Here is a 26,226-nt window from a genome sequence, read left to right as displayed (position 1 = left end):
ATCTATGTCGCCTTTCAAGGGTCAAACCGGTATCAAACGTATCTTCAACGCAGGGGGCTATTCCCTGGATGGCCTGCGTGCGGCTTTCACTGGCGAGGCGGCATTCCGTCAGTTGGTGCTGCTCAACGTGATCCTGATTCCGCTGAGCTTTTTCCTGCACGTCAGCCGGGTGGAGCGAGCCTTGCTCATCGCGGTGTGCCTGCTGGCCCTGATCGTCGAATTGCTCAACTCTGCGGTGGAAGCGGCCATCGACCGGATTTCCCTCGACCTGCACCCGCTGTCGAAAAACGCCAAGGACATGGGCAGCGCTGCGCAATTCGTGGCGCTGACCATGATCACCCTGGTGTGGGCCGTGATTCTGATCTAAAGCATCAGGCGATGCTCGGCAGCACGATTTCGTCGCTGCGCTGAACCCCAGCTGTAAAGGCGCGGCACAGTTCCAGAAACTCGCGCATTGCCGAGGTCTGGTACTTCTGTTTATGCCAGATGAAGTAAAACTGCCGGGCCAGGTCCAGGTCCGGGGTTTCCACCGGCACCAGGCTGCCACGGCGGAATGCATCGCGCAGCGCCAGCCGGGAAATGCAGCCAATCCCCAAGCCCGATTCCACCGCACGCTTGATCGCCTCGGTGTGTTCCAGCTCCAGGCGGATATTCAGCGCGCTGCGATGATGTCGCATCGCCTGGTCAAAGGTCAGCCGCGTGCCGGAGCCTTGTTCGCGCAGGATCCAGGCTTCATGGGTCAACTCTTCCATGGTTGCCATGCCGCGTTTGGCCAAGTGATGCTGCGGCGCGCAAAACACCACCAGCTCATCTTCCACCCAGGTCTGCACTTCGATGTCCGGGTGGCTGCAGTCACCTTCGATTAGACCCAGGTCAATTTCGTAGTGCGCTACCTGATGCACGATATGCGCAGTGTTCTGCACATGCAGCTTCACCTGGCTCTCGGGGTGCTGCTGCATGAAGCTGCCGATCAACAGCGTGGCCAGGTAATTGCCGATGGTCAGGGTGGCGCCAACCGCCAGGGAGCCAAAGCCTGACTTGCCGTTGAGCAAGTCTTCGATCTCCTTGGCCTGGTCCAGCAGTGCCACCGCCTGCGGCAACAACTGATGGCCGAGGGCGTTGAGGCTCAGGCGTTTGCCCGCGCGGTCGAATAATTGGCAGCTGGACTGACGCTCCAGCTCGGTGATCGAGGTGCTGGCGGCGGATTGAGATAAGGCCAGAAGGCCAGCAGCGCGTGAGACGCTTTCCTGCTGGGCGACGGCGACGAAGACTTGCAGTTGACGGAGAGTAAATCGCATATCGATATAACCGATAACCCTTATCTTAATAATCCAGTTAACAGATATTGTCGCCGCCATTAGAATGCTGTGCAATTGCGCACCTCAATCTTGGCGCAGACCCATTTCCAGGAGTCCCCCGTACATGAGCAACATGAACCACGAGCGTGTCCTCAGTGTTCATCACTGGAACGACACTCTGTTCAGCTTCAAGTGCACCCGCGATCCGGGCCTGCGCTTCGAGAACGGTCAGTTCGTGATGATCGGCCTGCAACAGCCAAACGGCCGCCCGCTCATGCGCGCTTACTCCATTGCCAGCCCGAACTGGGAAGAGCATCTGGAGTTCTTCAGCATCAAGGTGCCCGATGGCCCGCTGACTTCCCAATTGCAGCACTTGAAGGAAGGCGACGAGATCATCATCAGCAAAAAACCGACAGGCACCCTGGTGCTTGACGATTTGAAGCCGGGCAAACACCTGTACCTGCTCAGCACCGGTACTGGCCTCGCGCCGTTCATGAGCGTGATCCAGGACCCGGAAACCTACGAGCGTTTCGAAAAGGTGATCCTGTGCCACGGCGTGCGTTACGTCAACGAAGTCGCCTACCGCGAATTCATCACCGAGCACCTGCCGCAGAACGAATTCTTCGGCGAGGCCCTGCGTGACAAGTTGATCTACTACCCGACCGTGACCCGCGAGCCATTCGAAAACGAAGGCCGCCTGACTGACCTGATGCGCAGCGGCAAGCTGTTCAGCGACATCGGCCTGCCACCGATCAACCCTGAAGACGACCGCGCCATGCTGTGCGGCAGCCCAAGCATGTTGGACGAAACCAGCGAAGTGTTGAACAGCTTCGGCCTGAAAGTTTCGCCACGTATGCGTGAGCCGGGTGATTACTTGATCGAGCGTGCGTTCGTCGAGAAGTAAAACAGTCAGGGCAACAAAGAAGATCTAAATGTGGGAGGGGGCTTGCCCCCGATGGCGCCAAGTCAGTCAACAGAGATGTTGAATGTACCACCGCTATCGGGGGCAAGCCCCCTCCCACATTTTTTCCGGTTTATCCAGCAGCAAGCACTTCCAGTACACAGATGAGGCCCGCCTCTGGATAGTGCCAGCGCACATCCACATCCCAGAACTGCGCGCCATATTCGCGCTCCGGCCCCGGCGTTTGATACGCAGGCCTTGGGTCCTGCGCCAGGCACTGATCAATCAACTCCACCAGAGGCTCGCCAAGACGCTGAGCATGGCCTTGTGCCTGTTGCAGCGCGGTCTTCAGCCACTGCACCGGAATCAGCTGCGGCGCGCCACTGGCGATGCGGTTGGTGGCCGTGTCGATAATATCGGCGTAGGGCACATACGGCTTGATATCCAGCACCGGCGTGCCATCGAGCAAATCAATCCCGGAAATCCACAACCGCCCCGGCTCCACCTTGTCCAGCTTGACCACTGACTGGCCAATGCCGTTAGGGCGATGGGTGGCGCGGGTGGCGAACACACCCATGGACGTGTTGCCGCCCAGGCGCGGCGGGCGCACTTTGAGGCGCGGCTTGTCTTCCAGGGCCTGGTGGAACAGAAACAGCAACCAGACATGGCTGACCTGCTCCAGGCCCTGCACGGCCTCACCCCCGTCGAACGGCGTCACCAGTTCCAGCACGCCGCGGGCGGCAGGCGCCAGTTGCGGTTGGCGTGGGATGGCGAACTTCTCCTTGAAGCAGGAGCGCACGAAGCCGACGGGGGAGACGTTGTAGCTCATGGTTTACGCACGAACCCGCAGCGTCAGGCCCTTGAGGAAGTTACGCAGCAACTGGTCGCCACAGGTGCGGTAGTTGGTGTGGCCAAACTTGCGGAACAGCGCGCTCAGCTCAGGCTTGGACACCGGGAACTCGGCGGCCTTGAGGATCGCGTGCATGTCGTCTTCCTTCAGTTCGAAGGCCACGCGCAGCTTCTTGAGGATGATGTTGTTGGTCACCGGGGTTTCGATCGGCTGCGGCGGACGGCTTTCGTCCTTGCCGCGCTTGAAAATCACCAGGCCGTCAAGGAAGTGCGCCATGACGTCGTCCGGGCAGAACACAAAACCTTCTTCCTCATCTTTCTTGAGGTAGGTCAGCAGGTCCTCCTTGGTCACGTCCATGCCGCCGAGCTTGATGATCTCGACCATCTTGTTGTCGCTGATGTCGAGCATGTAGCGCACGCTGCGCAGTACGTCGTTGTGAATCATGGTGGGCAATCCTGGTATTCAGCTGGGGACACCGCCCACTCAGGCGGCGTCGAGAAAGGGGCAGCGGCTTAGAACTTCTCTTTGCCGGACAGGTAACGCCATTGGCCGACCGGCACTTTGCCGATGGACACGCCGCCAATGCGGATGCGGCGGATGGCGATGACTTTCAAGCCAACGGCTTCGCAGAACAGCGCGATCACGCCCGGCTGCGGGTTTTTCATCGCAAAGCGCAGGCGGTTTTCGTTCTGCCAGCTGGCTTTCACGGCGGGCAGCTCTTTGCCTTTGTAAGTCAGGCCGTGGTTCAGGCGATTGAGGCCGTGGGCGACCATGTCGCCTTCAACCTCCACCACGTATTCCTGCTCGATTTTGGCGGCATCGGCGGTCAACTTGCGCAGAATCTTCCAGTCCTGGGTGAATACCAGCAGGCCGCTGGCCTTGGCTTGCAGGTCGGCACTGGCGGTCAGGCGCAGGAAGTGGCCCTTGAGCGGGCGTTTGCTGAAGCGATGCTCTTCGGACAGCGTTTCGGCGCTGATCGAGGCCATCGCCGTTTCCGCGTCCACGCCAGCCGGCGCGTGCAGCAGAATGGTCACCGGCTCCGGTGCAGTGGCTTTGGCCTCTGGGTCCAGCTCGACCTTCTGGGTGGTGACCTTGAACTGCGGTTCGTCGATCACTTCGCCGTCCACCGAGACCCAGCCGCCTTCGATAAACAGCTCAGCCTCCCGACGGGAGCAACCGACCAGTTCGATAAGGCGTTTGGAGAGGCGTATGGGGTCAGTCATGACAAGGGCCGTAGCAAAATGGGGGAGCTATTGTACCTGCCTGGCGCGGGTTAATCCCGGCTCCATTTCAGCGCAGGGGCTTTATTGGTCAATACACGGTTCAAAATGTGGGAGCGGGCTTGCTCGCGAAGGCGGTGTATCAGCCCAAGGTGTGCTGATGGGCCACCGCGTTCGCAGGCAAGCCAGCTCCCACATTTTATTCTGTGTTGCGTCAGCCTCTGCGCAGTTGCTGCTGGCGCAAACGCATGTGCAGCAACGGATACGGCTGGCCCAGCCCGTCATGCTCCGCCCGTCCGATCACCTCAAAGCCCTGCTTGAAGTAAAAGCCCAGGGCCTGCGGGTTCTGTTCGTTGACGTCCAGCGTGTCGGCGTTCATGTGCTCGATCGCATAACGCAGCAGTTGCCGGCCGAGGCCCTGGCCACGGTGCTGCGGGTCGATAAACAACATTTCGACCTTGCCTGACGCCACGCCGGCGAACCCGGTGATGCGTTGGCGCGCGTCCTTGGTGCAGATCAGCATCACCGAGTCGAGGTAGCGCGTCAGCACCAGCTCCTTGAGCAACACGATGTAGCTGTCCGGCAAAAAGTCGTGGGTCGCCCGCACCGAGTCTTCCCACAGTTGCGCCAGGTGCGCGAAGTCGCTGAGTTTGGGTGTATGAATTGCCGAAAGCTGACGCATGCGCGCTGCCCCTTGCCTGTTTCTACGCCAATGGGCAAACGATAGACCTAAAAAAGCCCCGCATCTTGTCCAGAGGCGGGGCTTTTAAGGTTTTTTTGATCAGTCGCGCTTGACGGCCCACAGGTCGTATTCGTCGGCGTCGGTCACGGTGCACCAGACCTTGTCGCCCGGCTTCAGGCCGCTGGCATCGTCGATAAACACGTTACCGTCGATTTCCGGCGCATCGAAGAAGCAACGGCCTACGGCGCCTTGCTCGTCGACTTCGTCGATCAGCACTTCGATTTCCCGGCCGATGCGCAGTTGCAGACGTGCCGAGCTGATGGCCTGCTGGTGCGCCATGAAGCGCTCCCAACGGTCTTGCTTGACCTCATCCGGTACGATGGCTGCGTCCAGCAAATTGGCGGGTGCGCCTTCGACCGGCGAGTACTGGAAGCAGCCGACGCGGTCCAGCTGCGCTTCGGTCAGCCAGTCCAGCAGGTACTGGAAGTCTTCTTCGGTTTCGCCGGGGAAGCCGACGATGAAGGTCGAGCGGATGATCAGCTCCGGGCAGATCTCGCGCCAGTTCTTGATGCGCGCCAGGGTCTTGTCTTCGAAGGCCGGGCGTTTCATGGCCTTGAGGATTTTCGGGCTGGCGTGCTGGAACGGGATGTCCAGATACGGCAGGATCTTGCCGGCAGCCATCAACGGGATCAGCTCGTCCACGTGCGGGTACGGGTAAACGTAGTGCAGGCGCACCCATACGCCGAGGCTGCTCAAGGCTTCGCAGAGTTCGGTCATGCGGGTTTTCACCGGCGCGCCGTTCCAGAAACCGGTGCGGTACTTTACGTCGACGCCGTAGGCGCTGGTGTCTTGGGAAATCACCAACAGCTCTTTGACGCCGGATTTGACCAGGCGCTGAGCCTCGTCCAGCACATCACCGACCGGGCGGCTGACCAGCTTGCCGCGCATCGACGGGATGATGCAGAAGCTGCAGCTGTGGTTGCAGCCTTCGGAAATCTTCAGGTACGCGTAGTGGCGCGGGGTCAGCTTGATGCCTTGCGGCGGCACCAGGTCGATCAGCGGGTTGTGGTCCTGACGCGGCGGCACCACGTCGTGCACGGCGTTGACCACCTGCTCGTACTGCTGCGGGCCGGTCACGGCCAGCACGCTTGGGTGCACGTTGCGGATAGCGCCTTCTTCCACGCCCATGCAGCCGGTGACGATGACCTTGCCGTTTTCCTTGATGGCTTCGCCGATCACTTCCAGCGACTCAGCCTTGGCCGAGTCGATGAAGCCGCAGGTGTTGACCACCACCACGTCGGCGTCCTGATACGTGGACACGACGTCATAGCCTTCCATGCGCAGTTGCGTAAGGATGCGCTCGGAGTCGACCAGAGCCTTCGGGCAACCCAGGGATACAAAGCCGACCTTGGGGTTGGCTTTTGCGATGGTGGTGGACATGTCTAACCTCGGTATTGAATGGCGCCGCCAGTCGGGCACGACACGGCGGTAGACGGGCGCTTGGTGCGCCTCTGATCAAAAAGTGCGCAATTCTAGCGACGGGCAACGCACTTGACCAGCTTTATGCGGGGAAATGCGACGAGTGCTGCAGTGGCGGATTCGCACAATCCTTACCAGGCTCTTAAGCCCGGACGTCTTGCTCTGCGCGGTGCGCTACAACTTTAGACATGCCCACACCTAACGCCTGAAGCACTTTCAAGAGAGTCGAGAGCTTCGGGTCGCCGCCGACGGCGATGGACCGGTAGAGATTCGCCCTATTAAGCCCTGTGTTTTTCGACAAGCTGAGCATTCCGCCACGAGCCTCCGCCACTCGACGGATAGCAACAAGGAAGGCGTCTTCACCACCCGCTTCATCGATTTCTTCAAGCGCGACAGACAGATATTCGAGGGCGAACGCTTCGTCGTCTCGAAGCATTTCAAGAACGCTGTCTTCATGAGAACGAGTACGAATGGTCATTTTTGCTGCACCTTATAAGATTTCCAGAGCGCCTTAGCCTGATCGATATCGTTCTGCTGCCTGGCTTTTGATCCACCACCCAACAGAAAAACAATTTGCCGATCGTGGATTGCGTAATACACGCGAAACCCAGGTCCGAAATCGAGTTTCATCTCAAAGACCCCACCACCCACTGGCTCGGTAGCGCCAAAGTGACCAAGGGACGCGCGGTCCACTCTGGTGGTGATTCTTGCTTTTGAGCGCGTGTCCTGCACGGTGTCCAGCCAGGCCTGGTAGATATCCACGCCATTGACTGACAGTACGTGTTTCACTTCGTACATGAGAAATGTACCTTAAAAGAGACAGGCCGATCATTGAGTTTCTATATCGGCTGCGCGCGCCATGTAGGGGCATGGTTTATTGATCGGGTAAGCCGGTCAGGAATCTTTCGCTCACACCGCGAAGGCGGCACTACTGGGCCGGGCCAAAAATATACGGGTGGCCGTAAATGTGATCAATGCAGGCAAAAAGGCTGCAAATTGCCGCTTCCTCTCTGACTGACTGCATTCCCTGAATCACTTGAGCAGCGAAATGAGACGAGTGCTGCGCTATGCTTCGCGCCGTTGCGCATGGGTAAAACCCTTGGGTCAATAAAACGTCTGTTACGAGAAGTAAAACAGCGCATGCTACGGTCAGCTTAGGCGCGTTGTTTATAAAAGACCTTGGGTCAAAGGGCAGGAGTGGTTGATGGGTCAGGCAAATAGTCAGGCGGCAGGTGCCGAGCATTCCAATGCAAAGCCGATTGGCATGCTGGTGGCGGCAGTCGGGGTGGTTTACGGCGATATCGGTACCAGCCCGCTCTATACCCTTAAAGAAGTGTTTACCGGTGGTTACGGTGTTCAGGTCAACCATGATGGTGTGCTGGGGATCCTGGCGCTGATCTTCTGGTCGCTGATCTGGGTGGTGTCGATCAAATACATGCTGTTCGTGTTGCGCGCCGACAACCAAGGCGAAGGCGGCATCATGGCGCTGACGGCGTTGGCGCGACGAGCGGCAGGGGAGCGCAAGAAGTTGCGCAGTTTCCTGGTGGTGTGTGGCTTGTGCGGCGCGGCACTGTTCTACGGCGACAGCATGATCACCCCGGCGATTTCGGTGTTGTCGGCTATTGAAGGCCTGGAGTTGGCATTCGATGGCCTCGACAAATGGGTCGTACCGATCGCACTGGTGGTACTGGTGGCGCTGTTCCTGATCCAGAAACACGGCACCGACCGCATCGGCAAGCTGTTCGGGCCAGTGATGGTGACGTGGTTCCTGGTGCTCGGCGGCCTCGGTGTGTATGGCATCACCCTGCACCCTGAAGTGCTCAACGCATTGAATCCGATGTGGGGCGTGCGTTTCTTCGAGGCTCACCCTGGTATTGGTGTGGCAATCCTCGGTGCGGTGGTGCTGGCATTGACGGGCGCCGAGGCGTTGTACGCCGACATGGGCCACTTCGGCCGCAAACCCATCGCTCGCGCCTGGTTCATTCTGGTGCTGCCGGCGCTGGTGCTTAACTATTTCGGCCAGGGCGCCATGCTGTTGGGCGATCCGGAAGCCGCGCGTAACCCGTTCTACCTGCTGGCGCCGAGCTGGGCGCTGATCCCGCTGGTGGTGTTGTCCACCCTGGCCACGGTGATTGCCTCCCAGGCGGTGATTTCGGGTGCGTTCTCGTTGACGCGCCAGGCGATCCAGCTGGGTTATATCCCGCGCATGCACATACAACACACCTCCAGCGCCGAACAGGGCCAGATCTACATCGGCGCGGTGAATTGGTCGCTGATGGTCGGCGTGATCCTGCTGGTGATCGGCTTCGAGTCCTCCAATGCGCTGGCGTCCGCGTACGGCGTAGCGGTTACCGGCACCATGCTGATGACCACCATCCTGGTGTCGGCGGTGATGCTGCTGTTGTGGAAATGGCCGCCGATACTCGCCGTGCCGGTCTTGGTTTGCTGCCTGTTGGTGGACGGTCTGTACTTTGCGGCCAACGTGCCGAAGATCATCCAGGGCGGCGCCTTTCCGGTGTTGGCGGGGATCGTGCTGTTTGTGCTGATGACCACCTGGAAGCGCGGCAAGCAATTGTTGGTGGACCGTCTCGACGAGGGCGGCCTGCCGTTGCCGATCTTCATCAGCAGTATTCGCGTGCAGCCGCCTCATCGCGTGCAGGGCACGGCGGTGTTCCTCACCGCGCGCCCAGACGCCGTGCCCCACGCGCTGTTGCACAACCTGCTGCACAACCAGGTGCTGCATGAGCAGGTGGTGATGCTGACGGTGGTCTACGAGGACATCCCGCGTGTGCCGGCCTCGCGGCGCTTTGAGGTGGACGCCTATGGGGAAGGGTTCTTCCGGGTGATCCTGCACTTCGGGTTTACCGATGAGCCGGACGTGCCCGAGGCACTCAAGCTGTGCCATCTGGACGACCTGGATTTCAGCCCGATGCGCACCACCTACTTCCTCAGCCGCGAAACGGTGATTGCCTCGCGCATCAAGGGCATGGCCCGTTGGCGTGAAAGCCTGTTTGCCTTCATGTTGAAGAATGCCAACGGCAACCTGCGCTTCTTCAAACTCCCGGTCAACCGGGTGATCGAGCTGGGCACCCAGGTCGAAATGTAAGCCGCTGCTGCACGGGAGCCGGCAATCGGCTCCCGTTTTCCATCTGAACCCTATGCAAGCCACCGTTGTCGACTAGGCTCTAAGCACTGTTTGAATAGTGCCCACAGAACCCAGAAGAGGTGCGCCATGAGTCAGCTGCTCGAACCCTACACCCTCCGTCAATTGACCCTGCTCAACCGGATTGCCGTCTCGCCGATGTGCCAGTACTCATCCGACGATGGCCTGGCCAATGACTGGCACCTGGTGCACCTTGGCAGCCGCGCCGTGGGCGGCGCCGGGCTGATTTTCACCGAAGCCACCGCCGTGACCGCCGATGGCCGCATCACTGCCCAGGACCTGGGCCTGTGGAACGACGCACAAATCGAACCGTTGCAACGCATCACGCGTTTCATTGCTGCCCAGGGCGCAGTGGCGGGCATTCAACTGGCGCACGCTGGGCGCAAGGCCAGCACACACCGGCCGTGGATCGGCAAGCACGGCAGCGTCAAGCCGGAAGAGGGCGGTTGGGTGCCGGTTGGGCCTTCGCCGATTGCCTTTGATCCCAACCACACCCAGCCCAAGCCATTGGATGATGCGCAAATCCAGCAAGTGATCGCCGACTTTGTCGCCGCTGCCAAACGCGCGCTTACGGCTGGTTTTGAAGTGGTGGAAATCCATGCGGCCCACGGTTACCTGCTGCATCAATTCCTGTCGCCCATCAGCAATCAACGCCAGGACCACTACGGTGGCTCGTTTGAAAACCGCATACGCCTGGTGCTGGAAGTGACCCAGGCTGTGCGCGAGGTCTGGCCACAGGAATTGCCGCTGTTTGTGCGCGTGTCGGCCACCGACTGGGTCGAAGACGGCTGGAACCCGGATGAAACCGTGGAGCTGGCGCGCCGCCTCAAAGACCTTGGCGTAGACCTGATCGACGTATCGTCCGGTGGCACCGCCGCCAACGCCGAGATCCCCACCGGCCCCGGCTACCAGACGCGCTTTGCCGAGCGTGTGCGCAAAGAGTCGGGCATCGCCACCGGCACGGTCGGCATGATCACCGAGCCGGCCCAGGCCGAGCACATTTTGCGCACGTGCCAGGCCGATATCATCTTCCTGGCCCGTGAGCTGTTGCGTGACCCGTACTGGCCGTTGCATGCCGACGATGACTTGGGCGGCCGCCAGGCCACCTGGCCGGCGCAGTACCAACGGGCGACCCATCGTGATCAGCCGATTCATGAGTCTGATCTGCGGGACTGACCAGCGCCTGATTCACCGAAACCCACCCTGACCCGGTGGGTTTTTTCTTGCGCGCGTTTCCGATGACTTCCAGCGCTGGCGGTTGCCGCGTGCGAAAGGGCTGTAGGTCTTTGTTACCTAAGCGAATTATTTAAGTTAATACTCTAAAAAAATCCCACACGTGCCGAGATTGTTTCTACGCTTAAGGTATGTCTGATTTCTGGCCCAGGGAGTCAGTCGGTGTGTCCGCGAAGGCATTGCGCCTCAGGGAAGGTGGTGATGGGCGACAGGAGTCTTAGATCGATATCAGGAGAAACAGTCCATGGCCAAGTCCTATGGTGTTGCGGGTGTGGTGGCGTCTTTTCTAACCCGCAGGATGTTCTTGCGTGGCCGCAGGTTGAGTTCGGATGAAGCCGAATTGCTGGCGCAATATCGCGCCCTGACCGAAAACGATCAGGTCGCGATGCGGTATCTGATAGGGGCGATGAAGAGTGTGTCGCGGTTTTAGACAACGCTTTAACCGTGTGGGCGCTGGCTAGCCAGCCCCCACTTTGTGGGTCAGGTGTACTTGCGCTTGTCCGGTGCAGGCGGGAAATACTGGTACAGCCAGGTTTCACTCAAGGTGCGGTCCTGGGTGCGGATAAACAGCCGCAATTCCACCGGCTCCATGCTGTCGCTGGTCGGGTACCAATCGAACAGAATGCGGTAGCCCTTGATGTTGTCGAGCACCAGCACGCTGAAGTCTTTCACTTCACCGTGAGAGCAAGTCACCACGGGCTCGATGCCGGTGCCGGCCGGCAGACGGTCCAGGCCTCCGCCCTTGAAGTCCACGGCAAAGCGGCGCGCCCACACTTCGGGGTAGTGCTCGCCCGGTGCCCAACCTTCGGTAAAGCCGCCCATGCCTGAACGGGTGGCATCGACTTGCGCCAGCGGTGTGCTCACCGGTGGCAATGCGCTCCAGTACAGCTTGTAGCCATAGTTGAGTGAGTCGCCGGCGGCCACGGGCTTTTTCGGGGTCCAGAAGGCCACGATATTGTCCAGGGTTTCGCCGGTGGTGGGGATTTCCAACAGGTCGATCGAGCCTTCGCCCCATGCGGTCGTCGGTTCAACCCACAGGCTTGGGCGCTTGCTGTACCAGTCGACGGTGTCCTGGTAGCTGGCGAACTCATGGTCGGTCTGCACCAGGCCGAAGCCTTTCGGGTCGGTGTCGGCGAACGCGTTGAATTGCAGTGTGGCCGGGTTGTTCAGCGGGCGGCAGATCCACTCGCCATTGCCGCGCCACATCGCCAGGCGGTCGGAATCGTGGATCTGCGGGTGGATGGTGTCGCACATGCGGCGCTCAACGGTGCCGCAACTGAACATGCTGGTCATCGCCGCGATACCCAATTGTTCGATGGCGGTGCGCGCATTGATGTTCGCGTCGATGGCCATCACCACCTGAGTGGCCTGGCAATCAATGTCGAAGCGGTAGGCGCCGGTGGCGCTCGGCGAGTCGAGCAGGGCATAGACCACAAAACGCGTGGCGTCCTTGGCCGGGGTTTCGAACCAGAACTGCGTAAAGTCGGGGAATTCTTCGCGTTTTTTCGCGTAGGTATCAATCGCCAGGCCGCGTGCGGAAAGGCCGTACTGGCCGGTGGAATCCACCGCACGGAAGTAGCTGGCGCCAAGGAACGACAGCACGTCATGGCGATCCAGCTCCGGCGCCTTGAACAGCTTGAAGCCGGAGAAACCCAAGTCGCCGGTCAGTTGCTTGGTGTCCACCGTGGTCTTTTCATAGTTGAACAACGACGGGCGGAAATGCACCTCGCGGGCTTCACGGGTCTTGGGGTCGACGCTGTGCATGCGCACCGGCGTCTTGAACCCCATGCCGACGTGGAAGAATTGCACGTCGAGTTGGCCGTTCAATTCCTTCCACAGCGAATGGTTGCCGTCGTAGCCGATGGCATTGAAATTCTGCGGCGTCATGTTTGCCAGGGTCGGCGGCAGCACCTGCCTGGTGTCTTTATACGCGGTGCCGGCGAGCTGTTTGGCCTGGGCTTTGAGTGTTTCAAAGTCAAACGCCACGGCCTTGCCATCGGCGGCACGGTTACCGGCCCAGGCCTGCGCGGCCAGCAGGCCACTGGCCGATAAACCGGTGTAAGCCGCAATGGCCATGGACGCTTTAAGCAAATTCCTGCGGTGCATAGAGACAACCTGTCGTGAGCAAATCCCGCGCCGTTCCTGGCACGTGCTGGATCAGAAATAACGGTTCGGACATGCCTTCGGCCAAACGCAACGGACTATAAACAGACGCCGGATAGCTTAAGCGGTTCGGCGACGCAGGAAAATTGATTGATGGCGGCGTGATGGCCTTGCATGTGAAACAAGTTATGTATCAGTCAGCTTATCGCTAGCTGACTCACCGCCGTCGGGGGAAAGCCCCTCCCACATTTATTTGCATTCTGTGCACGCTACATCAAATCCCATTGATAAATGAGGCCATCCGCTCAGCTATACTCCCCTCCATTTGAATGGCCCTTCGAGGAATTACTGTGAAGAACTGGACCTTGCGCCAACGGATTTTGGCGAGCTTTGCGGTCATTATCGCGATCATGCTGTCAATGGTTGTGGTCTCTTATTCACGGTTGCTGAAGATTGAGGTCAGCGAGACGGCTGTCCGCGATGACGCGGTGCCGGGGGTTTATCTGAGCTCGATGATCCGCAGTGCCTGGGTCGACAGCTACCTGCAAACCCTGGTATTGCTCGGTCTGCGTGACGACAAGGGCCTGACCGATGCCGACAGGGCTGACTTCAAGTCATTTGAAGGGCGTGTCCGGGAGCAGATGGCCAACTACCAGCACACCATCAACGGTCGCGACGACCAGTCCGAGTTCGACAAGTTCGAAGCCCTGCACCAGGCCTATAACAAGAGCCTGGCCACCGTGCTCGACGCCCTGCAGCGCAATGACCTGGTCGCCGCGCGCAAAGAGTTCAACACCAACCTGACGCCCGCCTGGACGGCAGGACGCATGAAGCTCAACGACATCATTACCGAGAACAAAGACGTCGCCGACCGTGCAACCACGGCGATTGATGACGCGGTGTCGGCTGCCAAAGTCAGCATGTTCGTGTCGCTGGCCCTGGCCATTCTCGCCGCCGGCCTGTGTGGCCTGCTGCTGATGCGCGCCATCATGGCGCCGATGCAGCGCATCGTGGCGATCCTCGGTACCATGCGTGACGGCGATTTGAGCAAGCGCCTGAACCTGGAGCGCAAGGACGAATTCGGCGCCGTCGAAACCGGTTTCAACGACATGATGACCGAGCTGACGGCCCTGGTGTCCCAGGCCCAGCGTTCGTCGGTGCAGGTCACCACCTCGGTCACCGAAATTGCCGCCACCTCCAAGCAGCAACAGGCCACCGCCACCGAAACCGCGGCAACGACCACCGAGATCGGCGCAACGTCGCGGGAGATCGCCGCCACGTCCAAAGACCTGGTGCGTACCATGACCGAAGTGTCCACCGCTGCCGACCAGGCCTCGGTCGCTGCCGGTTCCGGCCAGCAGGGCCTGGCGCGCATGGAAGAAACCATGCACTCGGTGATGGGCGCCGCCGACCTGGTCAATGCCAAATTGGCGATCCTCAATGAGAAGGCCGGCAACATCAACCAAGTGGTGGTGACCATCGTCAAGGTCGCCGACCAGACCAACCTGTTGTCGCTCAACGCTGCCATCGAGGCCGAAAAGGCCGGTGAGTACGGCCGCGGTTTTGCCGTGGTTGCCACCGAAGTGCGGCGCTTGGCCGACCAGACCGCCGTGGCCACCTACGACATCGAGCAGATGGTGCGCGAGATCCAGTCAGCAGTGTCGGCCGGCGTAATGGGCATGGACAAATTCTCCGAGGAAGTGCGCCGCGGCATGTTCGAAGTGCAGCAAGTGGGCGAGCAGCTGTCGCAGATCATTCATCAAGTGCAGGCGTTGGCGCCACGCGTGTTGATGGTCAACGAAGGCATGCAGGCCCAGGCCACCGGTGCCGAGCAGATCAACCACGCACTGGTGCAACTGGGCGATGCCAGCAGCCAGACCGTCGAATCCCTGCGCCAGGCCAGCTTTGCCATTGATGAATTGAGCCAGGTTGCGGTCGGTCTGCGCAGCGGCGTGTCGCGTTTCAAAGTCTGATGAGCGACCTCGCGGCTAAACGCGGCGCCGTCCCGGCAGCGAAAAAGGCGTTGTTTCTGGTGTTTCACATCGGCGGCGAACGTTATGCCCTCAAAGCCACGGAAGTGGCCGAGGTGCTGCCGCGCCTGCCGCTCAAACCCATCGCGCATGCGCCGGTCTGGGTGGCGGGGATTTTTGCCCACCGTGGCGCGCTGGTGCCGGTGATCGACCTGTGTGCGCTGACCTTCGGCACGCCGGCCCAAGCCCGCACCAGTACGCGGTTGGTGCTGGTCAACTACCAGCCGCAACCGTGGGTTGAAGCGCGCTGGCTGGGGCTGATCCTGGAACAGGCCACCGACACCCTGCGCTGCGGCCTTGGGGAGTTCAAGCCGTATGGCCTGGACAATCGCGAGGCACCCTACCTGGGGCTGGTGCGTGAGGACGCCTTGGGCTTGATGCAATGGATTGGTGTCAACGAATTGCTCACGGAGCCCGTGCGTACCTTGCTGTTTTCTGCCGAGCTGAGTCTATGAGCAACGACCCGCGCTTCTTTGCCTTCTTGAAGGAACGCATCGGCCTGGACGTCGCGTCTGTGGGCGAGGCGATCATCGAGCGCGCGGTGCGCCAGCGCAGCCAGATTGTGCAGGCGCAGACGCCAGAGGCTTACTGGAGGCATCTGCAGAGCTCGCATGATGAGCAGCAGGCGCTGATCGAAGCCGTGATCGTGCCCGAGACCTGGTTTTTCCGTTACCCCGAATCCTTTGCCACCCTGGCGCGGCTGGCCAAGGCGCGGCTGGCCGAGATCAAGCAGATGCGCGCGCTGCGTATTCTGAGCTTGCCGTGTTCCACCGGCGAAGAGCCGTATTCGATTGCCATGGCCCTGCTCGATGCGGGCCTGGCGCCGCATCAATTCAAGGTGTTGGGCCTGGATGTCAGCCCGTTGTCGGTGGAGCGCGCCAAGCGTGGCGTGTATGGCAAGAATTCGTTTCGCGGCAGCGACATCGACTTTCGCGAGCGCCATTTCACCGAGGAGGCCGACGGTTTTCGCATCGCCGACCGGGTGCGCGAACAAGTGCGCCTGCAAGTCGGCAACCTGCTCGATCCGGGCCTGCTGGCCAATGAGCCGAGCTACGACTTCGTGTTTTGCCGCAACTTGCTGATCTACTTTGACCAGCCGACCCAAAAGCAAGTCTTTGATGTGCTCAAGGGCCTGACTCATCAGGAGGGTGTGCTGTTTATCGGCCCGGCCGAAGGCAGCCTGTTGGGGCGCCATGGCATGCGCTCGATTGGCGTACCGCAATCTTTTGCCTTCAGTCGGCACGTCGAGCCGATCAAGCCTGAGCCGGTGTTTGTGCCCGTGCCTGCGCCGGTTCCGCAGCGCAGTGCCGCACCGATTCCGGTCAAGCCGCGGCCGTTCAGCACGGTCAGCGCGCAGGTGGTGCCGATCAAGGCGCCGCAGACGGATGCCGGCGACTTGCTCGGCCGTATCGCCACGCTGGCCAATGAAGGCAAGAGCGCCGAAGCCCGCGCCGCCTGTGAGCAGTATTTGAGTAACCATCCGCCGGCCGCCCAGGTGTTTTATTGGCTGGGGCTGCTCAGCGATGTGGCCGGCAGCGCCCTGGAAGCCCAGGGCTATTATCGAAAAGCCTTGTACCTGGAACCGCAGCATCCGCAGGCCTTGATGCACCTGGCGGCGTTGCTTGAGTCCCAGGGCGACAGTGCGGGGGCGCGCCGTTTGCAGGCGCGGGCCGCGCGTAGCGAGCGAGCTGACAGTGAGTCCAAACGATGAGTAGCACCGACGCGCTCAACACCGCAAGCCTGGACCTGACCCTGGCCGACACCCATGCCATTGACGACTGCTGGAACCGCATCGGCATCCATGGCGACAAGTCCTGCCCGCTGTTGGCGGAGCATATTCACTGCCGCAACTGCTCGGTGTATTCCGCTGCCGCCACCCGTTTGCTCGACCGTTACGCCCTGCAGCAGGGCGATGAGCGCGCTTATGCCGTGGCCGAACTCGACGAAGACATCGTTACCCGTTCCCTGTTGATGTTCCGTCTTGGCGAGGAATGGCTGGGCATCGCCACCCGGTGCCTGGTCGAAGTGGCGCCGCTGCAACCGATTCATTCGCTGCCGCACCAGCGTTCCCGGGCGCTGCTCGGCGTGGCCAATGTGCGTGGCGCCTTGGTGGCATGCCTGTCGTTGGTGGAGCTGCTGGGGTTGGACGCGACCAGCAACGGTGCCAGCGGCGGGCGCATCATGCCGCGCATGTTGATCATCGCCGCGCAGGACGGCCCGGTCGTGGTGCCGGTCGATGAAGTTGACGGCATCCACGCCATCGATGAGCGTACCTTGAAGGCCGCATCGGCCTCTGGCACCCAGGCGAGTGCGCGCTTCACCCAGGGCGTGTTGCAGTGGAAAGGCCGCAGCCTGCGTTGGCTGGACGAGGCGCAATTGTTGTCCGCCGTGACCCGGAGCCTCTCATGACCCCCGAGCAGATGCGCGATGCCTCGCTGCTGGAGCTGTTCAGCCTGGAAGCCGATGCGCAAACCCAGGTGCTGAGCGCCGGCCTGCTGGCGCTTGAGCGCAACCCGACCCAGGCCGACCAGTTGGAGGCGTGCATGCGCGCCGCGCATTCGCTCAAGGGCGCGGCGCGGATTGTCGGGGTGGACGCTGGGGTCAGCGTGGCCCACGTCATGGAGGATTGCCTGGTCAGCGCCCAGGAAAGCCGCCTGTACTTGCAACCCGAACATATCGACGCGCTGCTGCAAGGCACCGACCTGCTGATGCGCATCGCCACGCCCGGCAACGACGTTGGTCCGGCGGATATCCAGGCTTATGTGGCGTTGATGGAGCGCTTGCTCGATCCGTCGCAGCCGACCGCCAACATCGCGCCACCGCCGCCTGCGCAATCTGCACCGGCGCCGATTATCGAAGAGCCGCCGCCGGAACCCGAGCCTGCGCCGCCCGTGACCAGCGAGCCGCCACGCCAGAACAAACGCATGACCGAAGGCGGCGAGCGTGTGCTGCGGGTCACCGCCGAGCGCTTGAACAGCCTGCTCGACCTGTCGAGTAAATCCCTGGTGGAAACCCAGCGGCTCAAGCCTTACCTGGCGAGCATGCAGCGCCTCAAACGCATTCAAAGCAACAGCGCCCGCGCCCTGGACACATTGGACGCCCAGCTCAAGGCCCTGGATTTGAATCTCGAAGCCCAGGAAGCGCTGGCCGACACCCGGCGCCTGTTAAGCGAAGCCCAGGCCTTGCTGGCGGAAAAAACCGCCGAGCTGGACGAGTTCGGCTGGCAGGCCGGGCAGCGTGCCCAAGTGCTTTACGACACCGCGCTGGCCTGCCGCATGCGCCCGTTTGCCGATGTACTGGCCGGTCAAGTGCGTATGGTCCGCGACCTGGGCCGCAGTCTTGGCAAGCAAGTGCGCCTGGAAATCGAAGGCGAAAAAACCCAGGTTGACCGCGACGTACTGGAAAAGCTCGAAGCCCCGCTCACGCACCTCTTACGCAATGCCGTCGATCACGGTATCGAAATGCCCGAGCAGCGCATGCTGGCCGGTAAGCCGGCCGAGGGCCTGATCCGCCTGCGCGCCTCGCACCAGGCAGGTTTGCTGGTGCTGGAGTTGAGCGACGACGGCAACGGCGTCGATCTTGAGCGCCTGCGCGGCACCATCGTCGACCGGCACCTGTCGCCACTGGAAACCGCTCAGCGCCTGAGTGAGGAAGAATTGCTGACGTTCCTGTTCCTGCCGGGGTTCAGCCTGCGCGACAAGGTCACCGAAGTGTCCGGGCGCGGCGTCGGCCTGGATGCGGTGCAGCATATGGTGCGCCAACTGCGCGGCGCGGTGGTGCTGGAGCAGACGGCGGGGCGCGGCAGCCGCTTCCACCTTGAGGTGCCGCTGACCCTGTCGGTGGTGCGCAGCCTGGTGGTGGAAGTCGGCGAGGAAGCCTATGCGTTCCCGCTGGCGCACATCGAACGCATGTGCGACCTGGCCCCCGATGACATCGTGCAACTGGAAGGCCGCCAGCATTTCTGGCACGAGGGCCGCCACGTCGGCCTGGTCGCCGCCAGCCAGTTGCTGCAGCGCCCGCCGGGGCAGAGCAATGAGGAGACGCTTAAAGTCGTGGTGATTCGCGAGCGCGATGCGGTGTATGGCATCGCGGTGGAGCGCTTTATCGGCGAGCGCACGCTGGTGGTGTTGCCGCTGGATGATCGCCTCGGCAAGGTTCAGGATATTTCTGCCGGCGCCTTGCTGGACGACGGTTCGGTGGTGTTGATCGTCGACGTTGAAGACATGCTGCGTTCGGTGGACAAGCTGCTCAATACCGGCCGCCTGGAACGCATCGCCCGGCGTAGCCAGCAGGCCACCGAGGCACCGCGTAAACGCGTGCTGGTGGTGGACGACTCGCTCACTGTGCGTGAGCTGCAACGCAAATTGTTACTTAATCGCGGTTATGAAGTGGCTGTCGCGGTCGATGGCATGGACGGCTGGAACGCGTTGCGTTCCGAAGACTTCGACCTGCTCATCACTGACATTGATATGCCTCGCATGGACGGTATTGAATTGGTCACACTCTTGCGCCGTGACAGTCGCCTGCAATCGTTGCCGGTGATGGTGGTGTCGTACAAGGATCGCGAAGAAGACCGGCGTCGTGGACTGGATGCCGGCGCCGACTATTATTTAGCTAAAGCCAGTTTCCATGACGATGCCTTGCTGGACGCCGTGATGGAACTGATCGGAGGCGCACGGGCATGAGGATTGCGATCGTCAATGACATGCCCCTGGCGGTGGAGGCCTTGCGCCGCGCCTTGAGTTTTGAACCCGCGCACCAGGTGGTGTGGGTGGCCAGCAACGGTCTGGAAGCCGTGCAGCACTGCGCCGAGGTGGTCCCGGACCTGATCCTGATGGACCTGATCATGCCGGTGATGGATGGCGTGGAGGCCACTCGGCGGATCATGGCCGAGACCCCGTGCCCGATCGTGATCGTCACCGTCGACCGCCAGGCCAATGTCAGCCGCGTGTTCGAAGCCATGGGCCATGGCGCCCTGGATGTGGTGGATACGCCGGCGCTGGGCGTTGGCAACGCCAAGGATGCGGCGGCGCCGTTGCTGCGCAAAATCCTCAATATTGGCTGGCTGGTCGGCCAGCGCGGCAGCCGGGTGCGCACCGAAACGGCGCCCCAGCGCGGCACCGGCAAACGTCAAAGCCTGGTGGCGATTGGTTCGTCGGCCGGCGGGCCGGCTGCCCTGGAAATCCTGCTCAAGGGTTTGCCACGGGACTTTTCGGCGGCCATCGTGCTGGTGCAGCATGTGGATCAGGTGTTCGCCGCGGGCATGGCCGAGTGGCTGAGCAGCGCGTCCGGCCTGCCGGTGCGCCTGGCGCGTGAGGGCGAGCCGCCACAAAGCGGTGTGGTCCTGCTGGCCGGCACCAACCACCACATCCGCCTGTTGAAAAACGGCACGCTGGCCTATACCGCAGAGCCCGTTAACGAGATTTACCGGCCTTCCATCGACGTGTTTTTTGAAAGCGTCGCCAGCCATTGGAACGGCGACGCCGTCGGCGTATTGCTGACCGGCATGGGTCGCGACGGCGCCCAGGGGCTCAAATTGCTGCGTGAACAAGGATATTTGACCATCGCCCAGGATCAACAGAGCTCGGCGGTGTATGGCATGCCCAAAGCGGCGGCGGCCATTGATGCCGCTGTTGAAATTCGCCCACTGGACAGAATTGCGCCCCGATTGCTGGAGGTCTTTGCAAAATGATCAAACCCTCCGCGGTGCCGGCATGCAGGAAAGTAATTCAGGTGACTGCACATGAATGATTTACAGATCGACGACATCAAGACCGACGAAAATGCCGCCATGGTGTTGCTGGTCGACGACCAGGCCATGATCGGCGAAGCGGTGCGGCGCGGCCTGGCCCATGAGGAAAACATCGACTTCCACTTTTGCGCCGACCCGCATCAGGCGATTGCCCAGGCGATTCGCATCAAGCCCACGGTGATCCTGCAGGATCTGGTCATGCCGGGCCTTGATGGCCTGACGCTGGTGCGTGAATACCGCAACCATCCGGCCACCGCGAATATCCCGATCATCGTGCTGTCGACCAAGGAAGACCCGCTGATCAAGAGCGCGGCGTTCGCGGCCGGGGCCAACGACTATTTGGTCAAGCTGCCGGACAACATCGAGCTGGTGGCGCGCATCCGCTATCACTCGCGTTCGTACATGACGTTGTTGCAGCGGGATGCGGCGTATCGGGCGCTGCGGGTCAGCCAGCAGCAGTTGCTGGACACCAATCTGGTGCTGCAACGGTTGATGAACTCCGACGGTCTTACCGGGCTGTCCAATCGCCGGCACTTCGATGAGTACCTTGAGCTGGAATGGCGTCGCGCCATGCGTGACCAGACTCAGTTGTCGTTGTTGATGATCGATGTGGATTTCTTCAAGACCTACAACGACAGCTTTGGCCATGTCGAAGGTGACGAAGCGTTGCGCAAAGTCGCTGCGACGATCCGCGAAGCCAGCAGTCGTCCTTCCGACCTGCCGGCACGTTATGGCGGTGAAGAGTTTGCGCTGGTGCTGCCGAACACCTCGCCGGGCGGCGCACGCCTGGTGGCAGAAAAGCTGCGCATGGCCGTGGCGGCGCTGAAAATCCCGCACATTGCCCCGGCCGAAGGCGCCAGCCTGACCATCAGCATCGGCCTGTCGACCCTGACGCCGGTGCAGGGCACGGATTGCCGGCAGCTGATCATGGCGGCGGATAAAGGCTTGTATACGGCCAAGCACAATGGGCGCAATCAGGTCGGTATCGAGTGACCTGAGGCCGTGCCCCATTCAATGTGGGAGGGGGCTAGCCCCCGATAGCGGTGGGGCAGTCACAACATCATTGACTGACAGGCTGCCAGCGGGGGCAAGCCCCTCCCACATTTGGATCTTCATGGGTCTTGGATTGTGTACAAATCCGGCCTTTTCGCCAAGCGGGCTGCCGTTCACGCTGGTTTGTCGTTATACTCGTCGGCTTTCAAAAGTTCGCCAACGAGTGCTGCCCGCCATGGAAATCAACCCGATCCTTAACACCATCAAGGACCTGTCCGAGCGCTCCGAAACTATTCGGGGGTATCTTTGACTACGATCAAAAGCATGAGCGTCTGACCGAAGTCAATCGCGAGCTTGAAGATCCGGCTGTCTGGAACAAACCTGAATACGCCCAGGAACTGGGCCGCGAGCGCGCTGCGCTGGCACAAATCGTCGACACGCTCGACGAACTGAACACCGGTCTGGGCGATTGCCGCGACCTGCTGGACATGGCCGTCGAAGAAAACGACGAAGGCGCAGTGGGCGATGTCGTCGCCGAGCTGGCCCGTCTCGAGGAAAACCTCGCCAAGCTTGAATTCCGCCGCATGTTCAGCCACGAAATGGACCCGAACAACGCCTACCTGGATATCCAGGCCGGTTCCGGCGGCACCGAGGCCCAGGACTGGGCCAACATCCTGTTGCGCATGTACCTGCGCTGGGCTGACAAACGCGGTTTCGACGCGACCATCATGGAGCTGTCGGCCGGTGAAGTCGCTGGCATCAAAGGCGCGACCGTGCACATCAAGGGTGAATACGCCTTTGGCTGGCTACGCACCGAGATCGGCGTGCACCGCCTGGTGCGCAAGAGCCCATTCGACTCCGGCAACCGTCGCCATACCTCGTTCTCGGCGGTGTTCGTCTCGCCAGAGATCGACGACAAGGTCGAAATCGAGATCAACCCGGCCGACCTGCGGATCGACACCTATCGCTCCTCCGGTGCCGGTGGTCAGCACGTAAACACCACCGACTCGGCCGTACGTATTACCCACGTACCGACCAACACCGTGGTCAGCTGCCAGAACGAACGTTCCCAGCACGCGAACAAGGACACCGCCATGAAAATGCTGCGGGCCAAGTTGTACGAGCAGGAAATGCAGAAGCGCAACGCCGCGTCCCAGGCGCTGGAAGACACCAAGTCGGATATCGGCTGGGGTCACCAGATCCGTTCGTATGTGCTTGATGCGTCGCGGATCAAGGATCTGCGCACTAACATCGAGCGCAGTGACTGCGACAAGGTGCTCGATGGCGACATTGACGAATACCTGGAAGCCAGCCTGAAATCGGGCTTGTAATACATGCAATGCGGGATTGGCTGACACCCCTCGATCCCTGTGGGAGCGGGCTTGCCCGCGATCCCCAGCCACAGGCTGGGGCAACGAACCTGATGGAAAATTTAAAGACATGAGCGACCAACAACTCGACCCGCAAGCCCTGCAACAGGAAGAAAACTCCCTGATCGCCCTGCGCAAGGAAAAGCTTGCTGCCGAGCGCGCCAAGGGCAATGCCTTCCCCAACGACTTCCGCCGCGAAAACTACTGCGATGCCTTGCAGAAGCAATACGCGGACAAGACCAAGGAAGAGCTGGCAGAGGCTGCAATCCCGGTCAAGGTTGCCGGTCGCATCATGCTCAACCGTGGCTCGTTCATGGTGATCCAGGACATGACCGGTCGCATCCAGGTCTACGTCAACCGTAAAACCCTGCCGGAAGAAACCCTGGCCTCGGTGAAAACCTGGGACATGGGCGACATCATCGCCGCTGAAGGCACCCTGGCCCGTTCCGGCAAGGGCGACCTGTACGTCGAAATGACCAGCGTGCGCCTGCTGACCAAATCCCTGCGCCCGCTGCCGGACAAGCACCACGGCCTGACCGACACCGAACAGCGCTACCGCCAGCGCTACGTTGACCTGATCGTCAACGAAGACGTGCGCCAGACGTTCCGTGTGCGTTCTCAGGTGATTGCGCACATCCGCAGCTTCCTGATGAAGCGCGACTTCCTGGAAGTGGAAACGCCGATGTTGCAAACCATCCCCGGTGGTGCCGCAGCCAAGCCGTTCGAAACCCACCACAACGCGCTGGACATGGAAATGTTCCTGCGCATTGCGCCTGAGCTGTACCTCAAGCGGCTCGTGGTTGGCGGCTTCGAAAAAGTCTTCGAGATCAACCGCAACTTCCGTAACGAAGGCGTCTCGACCCGTCACAACCCAGAATTCACCATGTTGGAGTTCTACCAGGCTTACGCCGACTATGAAGACAACATGGACCTGACCGAAGAGTTGTTCCGCGAGCTGGCGCAGCTGGTCCTGGGCAGCACCGACGTGCCGTACGGCGACAAGGTGTTCCACTTCGGCGAGCCGTTCGTGCGCCTGTCGGTGTTCGATTCGATCCTCAAGTACAACCCTGAGCTGACCGCCGATGACCTGAACGACATCGACAAGGCCCGCGCCATCGCCAAGAAAGCCGGCGCCAAGGTGCTGGGCTTCGAAGGCCTGGGCAAATTGCAGGTGATGATTTTCGAAGAGCTGGTCGAGCACAAGCTGGAGCAGCCGCACTTCATCACCCAGTACCCGTTCGAAGTGTCGCCGCTGGCCCGTCGCAACGATGACAACCCGAACGTCACCGACCGTTTCGAGCTGTTCATCGGCGGGCGCGAAATCGCCAACGCTTATTCCGAGCTTAACGACGCCGAAGACCAGGCCGAGCGCTTCATGGCCCAGGTGGCCGACAAGGACGCTGGCGACGACGAGGCGATGCACTACGACGCCGACTTCGTCCGCGCCCTGGAATACGGCATGCCGCCAACCGCCGGTGAAGGTATCGGCATCGACCGGTTGGTGATGTTGTTGACCAACTCGCCGTCGATCCGCGATGTGATCTTGTTCCCGCACATGCGGCCACAAGCGTAACCGTAGTGAAATCCGAAGCCGCCTTTTATAAGGCGGCTTTTTTATGTGGCGTATTCAGCCGTCAAGAGAACGGCGCGAGGTGATCGTTCCCACACTGTGCGTAGGAACGCAGCCCGTGACGCTCCGCGTCACCCTTTAAAGGAAGATCTGTCGTGAACCGCGTAATGGCTCAAGAAGGTGCCGCCGGCATTGCTGCTGCCGTGGCTGAAAGTGTTCAGTACCAGGGCCGCAAGGCCAGTCGGCGGGGCAGCGAGCAGCGCAGGCAGGATATTCTCGATGCGGCCATGCGCATCGTCGTGCGCGATGGTGTACGTGGCGTTCGCCACCGCGCCGTGGCGGCAGAGGCGGGCGTGCCGTTGTCGGCCACCACCTATTATTTCAAGGACATCGATGACCTGCTCACCGATACCTTCGCCCAATACGTGGAACGCAGCGCCGCCTTCATGGGCAAGCTGTGGGTGCGCAACGAAGGCCTGCTGCGCGAGATGGTCGCCTATGGCGATGGCAGCCCGCAGTCGCGCTCGCAATTGGCCGATGACATCGCGCGGCTCACCGCCGACTACGTGATGCGCCAACTGACCAACCGCCGTGAACACCTGATGGCCGAGCAGGCCTTTCGCCAGGAAGCCTTGCTCAACCCGCGTCTGGCGCAACTGGTGCGGTCCCATCAGCAGATTCTGTTGCAGGGCACCGGGCAGTTTTTCCAGGTCTTGGGTTCTCGCGAGCCGCAACAGGATGCCAAAGTGTTGACGGCGATAATCGGTCGGATGGAATATCAGGGCCTGCTTGGCGGCCCAGAGCCTCTGACCGGTGAAGAGATGCTTGAGATCCTCAAGCGTTATATGCATTTGGTGCTGGCTTCGGTCTAGCACACCCTGTGCGCTATCCGCTTTATGTGGGGGCTGGCTTGCCTGCGATAGCATCGCCTTGGATTACCTGATGCACTGAGGCGCCTGTATCGCAGGCCAGCCAGCTCCGACACTTGATGGAGTACGCAATGAAAGCCTGGCATGTCGCGTTGATCGCCTTGTCGTTCCTGTTGCTCAGCGGTTGCCTGGTGACTTTCAAGGACCCGCTGCCGGCGCGCGACGCTGCGCCGGCCGCCTTGCTTGGCCATTGGTCGAGCAAGAATGCCTGGGGCGAGCCGCTTAACCTGCAGATCACGCGCGTCGGCGAGCACCGCTATAAAGCCGTGAGCTACCCTAAAGCCAAGCCGGCTCAGCGCGATGAGTACCTGTTTACCGTGGTGCGCCATGGCAACCGCTGGTATTTGTCGGCGCCGTTGCCGGACAAGCTGGGTGGGCATTTCATCCTCGCCGGCTTTGACTTTGAAAGCGAAGGCGACAAAAAGCCTGAATTGGTGGTCTACAACCTCGACCTTGAGCAGATCCACCAAGCCATCGGCCAACACGTGCTGCACGGCAGCACCGTCGACACGGTCGAAGGCGCCGGCGTGCTGGTGGACAGCTCCATGGACCAGGTGTTTGCCTACCTGGATGACCCGGCCAATGCCGATGTGTTCGTTGAAGCCGTGCGCTACCAGCGCGCGGGCAAATAACGTTTAAAGAGGAAGCACCGG

General features: G+C 61.0%; 25 protein-coding genes. 16 read left to right on the top strand and 9 right to left on the bottom strand.

Annotation, left to right across the window (positions count from 1 at the left end; translation table 11 throughout):
• Positions 1-4 precede the first annotated feature (4 nt).
• The gene (locus NTD89_RS26300; RefSeq protein ID WP_094949927.1) at positions 5-367 is read left to right on the top strand and encodes a diacylglycerol kinase; all 363 of its coding nucleotides are present in this window, start codon (positions 5-7) and stop codon (positions 365-367) included.
• A 4-nt stretch (positions 368-371) separates the two neighbouring features.
• On the opposite strand, the gene NTD89_RS26295 is transcribed toward NTD89_RS26300, so the two are convergent.
• A complete protein-coding gene (locus NTD89_RS26295; protein WP_262210471.1) occupies positions 372-1,298 on the bottom strand; it encodes a LysR family transcriptional regulator in 927 nt (308 codons plus the stop codon).
• 124 nt (positions 1,299-1,422) lie between these two features.
• Between NTD89_RS26295 and fpr the strand changes: the two genes are divergently transcribed.
• The gene (gene fpr, locus NTD89_RS26290; RefSeq protein ID WP_003189055.1) at positions 1,423-2,202 is read left to right on the top strand and encodes a ferredoxin-NADP reductase; all 780 of its coding nucleotides are present in this window, start codon (positions 1,423-1,425) and stop codon (positions 2,200-2,202) included.
• Positions 2,203-2,332: 130 nt separating this feature from the next.
• On the opposite strand, the gene tsaA is transcribed toward fpr, so the two are convergent.
• From tsaA to NTD89_RS26255, 7 genes are all read right to left on the bottom strand, one after another.
• On the bottom strand, positions 2,333-3,028 hold the full coding sequence (gene tsaA / locus NTD89_RS26285; protein WP_262210469.1) for a tRNA (N6-threonylcarbamoyladenosine(37)-N6)-methyltransferase TrmO: 696 nt from the start codon (positions 3,026-3,028) through the stop codon (positions 2,333-2,335).
• 3 nt (positions 3,029-3,031) lie between these two features.
• A complete protein-coding gene (locus NTD89_RS26280; RefSeq protein WP_003189058.1) occupies positions 3,032-3,493 on the bottom strand; it encodes a DUF1456 family protein in 462 nt (153 codons plus the stop codon).
• 68 nt (positions 3,494-3,561) lie between these two features.
• Positions 3,562-4,272 (bottom strand): rRNA pseudouridine synthase, encoded by a 711-nt coding sequence (locus NTD89_RS26275; RefSeq protein WP_242194352.1) that lies wholly within the window; start codon positions 4,270-4,272, stop codon positions 3,562-3,564.
• Between the two features lie 211 nt (positions 4,273-4,483).
• Positions 4,484-4,951 carry a GNAT family N-acetyltransferase gene (locus NTD89_RS26270; RefSeq protein WP_106577228.1) on the bottom strand — a complete coding sequence of 156 codons (468 nt, stop codon included), beginning with the start codon at positions 4,949-4,951 and terminating at the stop codon, positions 4,484-4,486.
• A gap of 99 nt (positions 4,952-5,050) precedes the next feature.
• Positions 5,051-6,391 carry a 30S ribosomal protein S12 methylthiotransferase RimO gene (rimO, locus tag NTD89_RS26265; RefSeq protein ID WP_106577227.1) on the bottom strand — a complete coding sequence of 447 codons (1,341 nt, stop codon included), beginning with the start codon at positions 6,389-6,391 and terminating at the stop codon, positions 5,051-5,053.
• Positions 6,392-6,572: 181 nt separating this feature from the next.
• Positions 6,573-6,908, bottom strand: a complete 336-nt coding sequence (locus tag NTD89_RS26260; RefSeq protein ID WP_145161736.1) for an addiction module antidote protein — start codon at positions 6,906-6,908, stop codon at positions 6,573-6,575.
• Positions 6,905-7,228 carry a type II toxin-antitoxin system RelE/ParE family toxin gene (locus NTD89_RS26255; protein ID WP_145161739.1) on the bottom strand — a complete coding sequence of 108 codons (324 nt, stop codon included), beginning with the start codon at positions 7,226-7,228 and terminating at the stop codon, positions 6,905-6,907. The genes NTD89_RS26260 and NTD89_RS26255 overlap by 4 nt, the downstream gene beginning before the upstream one ends.
• Before the next feature lie 406 nt (positions 7,229-7,634).
• On the opposite strand from NTD89_RS26255, the gene NTD89_RS26250 reads away from it, so the two are divergent.
• The 3 genes from NTD89_RS26250 (at position 7,635) to NTD89_RS26240 (ending at position 11,256) form a co-directional block, all read left to right on the top strand.
• Complete coding sequence (locus NTD89_RS26250; protein ID WP_145161742.1) at positions 7,635-9,536, top strand: potassium transporter Kup; 1,902 nt, start codon at positions 7,635-7,637, stop codon at positions 9,534-9,536.
• Positions 9,537-9,662: 126 nt separating this feature from the next.
• On the top strand, positions 9,663-10,769 hold the full coding sequence (locus NTD89_RS26245; RefSeq protein ID WP_106577225.1) for an NADH:flavin oxidoreductase/NADH oxidase: 1,107 nt from the start codon (positions 9,663-9,665) through the stop codon (positions 10,767-10,769).
• Between the two features lie 301 nt (positions 10,770-11,070).
• Complete coding sequence (locus NTD89_RS26240) at positions 11,071-11,256, top strand: hypothetical protein (RefSeq protein ID WP_106577224.1); 186 nt, start codon at positions 11,071-11,073, stop codon at positions 11,254-11,256.
• A 50-nt stretch (positions 11,257-11,306) separates the two neighbouring features.
• Here NTD89_RS26240 and NTD89_RS26235 read toward each other — a convergent pair whose 3' ends face one another.
• Positions 11,307-12,932: a glucan biosynthesis protein D gene (locus NTD89_RS26235; RefSeq protein ID WP_262210465.1), complete on the bottom strand. Its 1,626-nt coding sequence runs from the start codon at positions 12,930-12,932 to the stop codon at positions 11,307-11,309.
• A 347-nt stretch (positions 12,933-13,279) separates the two neighbouring features.
• Between NTD89_RS26235 and NTD89_RS26230 the strand changes: the two genes are divergently transcribed.
• From NTD89_RS26230 to NTD89_RS26180, 11 genes are all read left to right on the top strand, one after another.
• Positions 13,280-14,902, top strand: a complete 1,623-nt coding sequence (locus NTD89_RS26230) for a methyl-accepting chemotaxis protein (RefSeq protein ID WP_262210464.1) — start codon at positions 13,280-13,282, stop codon at positions 14,900-14,902.
• The gene (locus NTD89_RS26225) at positions 14,902-15,414 is read left to right on the top strand and encodes a chemotaxis protein CheW (RefSeq protein ID WP_145161752.1); all 513 of its coding nucleotides are present in this window, start codon (positions 14,902-14,904) and stop codon (positions 15,412-15,414) included. The genes NTD89_RS26230 and NTD89_RS26225 overlap by 1 nt, the downstream gene beginning before the upstream one ends.
• Positions 15,411-16,670 (top strand): CheR family methyltransferase, encoded by a 1,260-nt coding sequence (locus NTD89_RS26220; RefSeq protein WP_262210463.1) that lies wholly within the window; start codon positions 15,411-15,413, stop codon positions 16,668-16,670. Before NTD89_RS26225 ends, NTD89_RS26220 begins: the two co-directional genes overlap by 4 nt.
• Positions 16,667-17,368: a chemotaxis protein CheW gene (locus NTD89_RS26215; RefSeq protein ID WP_262210461.1), complete on the top strand. Its 702-nt coding sequence runs from the start codon at positions 16,667-16,669 to the stop codon at positions 17,366-17,368. Before NTD89_RS26220 ends, NTD89_RS26215 begins: the two co-directional genes overlap by 4 nt.
• Positions 17,365-19,644 carry a hybrid sensor histidine kinase/response regulator gene (locus NTD89_RS26210; RefSeq protein WP_262210460.1) on the top strand — a complete coding sequence of 760 codons (2,280 nt, stop codon included), beginning with the start codon at positions 17,365-17,367 and terminating at the stop codon, positions 19,642-19,644. The genes NTD89_RS26215 and NTD89_RS26210 overlap by 4 nt, the downstream gene beginning before the upstream one ends.
• Complete coding sequence (locus tag NTD89_RS26205) at positions 19,641-20,651, top strand: chemotaxis response regulator protein-glutamate methylesterase (protein ID WP_262210458.1); 1,011 nt, start codon at positions 19,641-19,643, stop codon at positions 20,649-20,651. Before NTD89_RS26210 ends, NTD89_RS26205 begins: the two co-directional genes overlap by 4 nt.
• A gap of 51 nt (positions 20,652-20,702) precedes the next feature.
• A complete protein-coding gene (locus tag NTD89_RS26200) occupies positions 20,703-21,704 on the top strand; it encodes a PleD family two-component system response regulator (RefSeq protein ID WP_145161774.1) in 1,002 nt (333 codons plus the stop codon).
• A 235-nt stretch (positions 21,705-21,939) separates the two neighbouring features.
• Positions 21,940-23,035, top strand: a protein-coding gene (gene prfB, locus NTD89_RS26195) for a peptide chain release factor 2 (protein WP_096236834.1) whose coding sequence is annotated in 2 segments (ribosomal slippage) — positions 21,940-22,011 and positions 22,013-23,035 — 1,095 coding nt in all. Because the reading frame shifts where the segments join, the coding sequence is not laid out codon by codon here.
• Positions 23,036-23,144: 109 nt separating this feature from the next.
• Complete coding sequence (lysS, locus tag NTD89_RS26190; protein ID WP_145161776.1) at positions 23,145-24,647, top strand: lysine--tRNA ligase; 1,503 nt, start codon at positions 23,145-23,147, stop codon at positions 24,645-24,647.
• A 152-nt stretch (positions 24,648-24,799) separates the two neighbouring features.
• The gene (locus tag NTD89_RS26185; RefSeq protein WP_145161779.1) at positions 24,800-25,516 is read left to right on the top strand and encodes a TetR/AcrR family transcriptional regulator; all 717 of its coding nucleotides are present in this window, start codon (positions 24,800-24,802) and stop codon (positions 25,514-25,516) included.
• 128 nt (positions 25,517-25,644) lie between these two features.
• On the top strand, positions 25,645-26,205 hold the full coding sequence (locus tag NTD89_RS26180; RefSeq protein ID WP_145161782.1) for a hypothetical protein: 561 nt from the start codon (positions 25,645-25,647) through the stop codon (positions 26,203-26,205).
• The last annotated feature ends 21 nt before the right edge of the window (positions 26,206-26,226 follow it).

This window comes from Pseudomonas sp. 14P_5.3_Bac1 (genome assembly GCF_025466135.1).
Taxonomy (GTDB): Bacteria; Pseudomonadota; Gammaproteobacteria; order Pseudomonadales; family Pseudomonadaceae; genus Aquipseudomonas.
Note: the sequence above shows the minus strand (reverse complement) of the source record. Positions and strands in the feature narration are given on the sequence as shown.

What these genes read in the sequence shown, in the direction of transcription:
- NTD89_RS26300 (WP_094949927.1), top strand. Translation starts at nt 5, where the DNA reads ATGTCGCCTTTCAAGGGTCAAACCGGTATCAAACGTATCTTCAACGCA.
- NTD89_RS26295 (WP_262210471.1), bottom strand. Translation starts at nt 1,298, where the DNA reads ATGCGATTTACTCTCCGTCAACTGCAAGTCTTCGTCGCCGTCGCCCAG.
- fpr (WP_003189055.1), top strand. Translation starts at nt 1,423, where the DNA reads ATGAGCAACATGAACCACGAGCGTGTCCTCAGTGTTCATCACTGGAAC.
- tsaA (WP_262210469.1), bottom strand. Translation starts at nt 3,028, where the DNA reads ATGAGCTACAACGTCTCCCCCGTCGGCTTCGTGCGCTCCTGCTTCAAG.
- NTD89_RS26280 (WP_003189058.1), bottom strand. Translation starts at nt 3,493, where the DNA reads ATGATTCACAACGACGTACTGCGCAGCGTGCGCTACATGCTCGACATC.
- NTD89_RS26275 (WP_242194352.1), bottom strand. Translation starts at nt 4,272, where the DNA reads ATGACTGACCCCATACGCCTCTCCAAACGCCTTATCGAACTGGTCGGT.
- NTD89_RS26270 (WP_106577228.1), bottom strand. Translation starts at nt 4,951, where the DNA reads ATGCGTCAGCTTTCGGCAATTCATACACCCAAACTCAGCGACTTCGCG.
- rimO (WP_106577227.1), bottom strand. Translation starts at nt 6,391, where the DNA reads ATGTCCACCACCATCGCAAAAGCCAACCCCAAGGTCGGCTTTGTATCC.
- NTD89_RS26260 (WP_145161736.1), bottom strand. Translation starts at nt 6,908, where the DNA reads ATGACCATTCGTACTCGTTCTCATGAAGACAGCGTTCTTGAAATGCTT.
- NTD89_RS26255 (WP_145161739.1), bottom strand. Translation starts at nt 7,228, where the DNA reads ATGTACGAAGTGAAACACGTACTGTCAGTCAATGGCGTGGATATCTAC.
- NTD89_RS26250 (WP_145161742.1), top strand. Translation starts at nt 7,635, where the DNA reads ATGGGTCAGGCAAATAGTCAGGCGGCAGGTGCCGAGCATTCCAATGCA.
- NTD89_RS26245 (WP_106577225.1), top strand. Translation starts at nt 9,663, where the DNA reads ATGAGTCAGCTGCTCGAACCCTACACCCTCCGTCAATTGACCCTGCTC.
- NTD89_RS26240 (WP_106577224.1), top strand. Translation starts at nt 11,071, where the DNA reads ATGGCCAAGTCCTATGGTGTTGCGGGTGTGGTGGCGTCTTTTCTAACC.
- NTD89_RS26235 (WP_262210465.1), bottom strand. Translation starts at nt 12,932, where the DNA reads ATGCACCGCAGGAATTTGCTTAAAGCGTCCATGGCCATTGCGGCTTAC.
- NTD89_RS26225 (WP_145161752.1), top strand. Translation starts at nt 14,902, where the DNA reads ATGAGCGACCTCGCGGCTAAACGCGGCGCCGTCCCGGCAGCGAAAAAG.
- NTD89_RS26220 (WP_262210463.1), top strand. Translation starts at nt 15,411, where the DNA reads ATGAGCAACGACCCGCGCTTCTTTGCCTTCTTGAAGGAACGCATCGGC.
- NTD89_RS26215 (WP_262210461.1), top strand. Translation starts at nt 16,667, where the DNA reads ATGAGTAGCACCGACGCGCTCAACACCGCAAGCCTGGACCTGACCCTG.
- NTD89_RS26210 (WP_262210460.1), top strand. Translation starts at nt 17,365, where the DNA reads ATGACCCCCGAGCAGATGCGCGATGCCTCGCTGCTGGAGCTGTTCAGC.
- NTD89_RS26205 (WP_262210458.1), top strand. Translation starts at nt 19,641, where the DNA reads ATGAGGATTGCGATCGTCAATGACATGCCCCTGGCGGTGGAGGCCTTG.
- NTD89_RS26200 (WP_145161774.1), top strand. Translation starts at nt 20,703, where the DNA reads ATGAATGATTTACAGATCGACGACATCAAGACCGACGAAAATGCCGCC.
- lysS (WP_145161776.1), top strand. Translation starts at nt 23,145, where the DNA reads ATGAGCGACCAACAACTCGACCCGCAAGCCCTGCAACAGGAAGAAAAC.
- NTD89_RS26180 (WP_145161782.1), top strand. Translation starts at nt 25,645, where the DNA reads ATGAAAGCCTGGCATGTCGCGTTGATCGCCTTGTCGTTCCTGTTGCTC.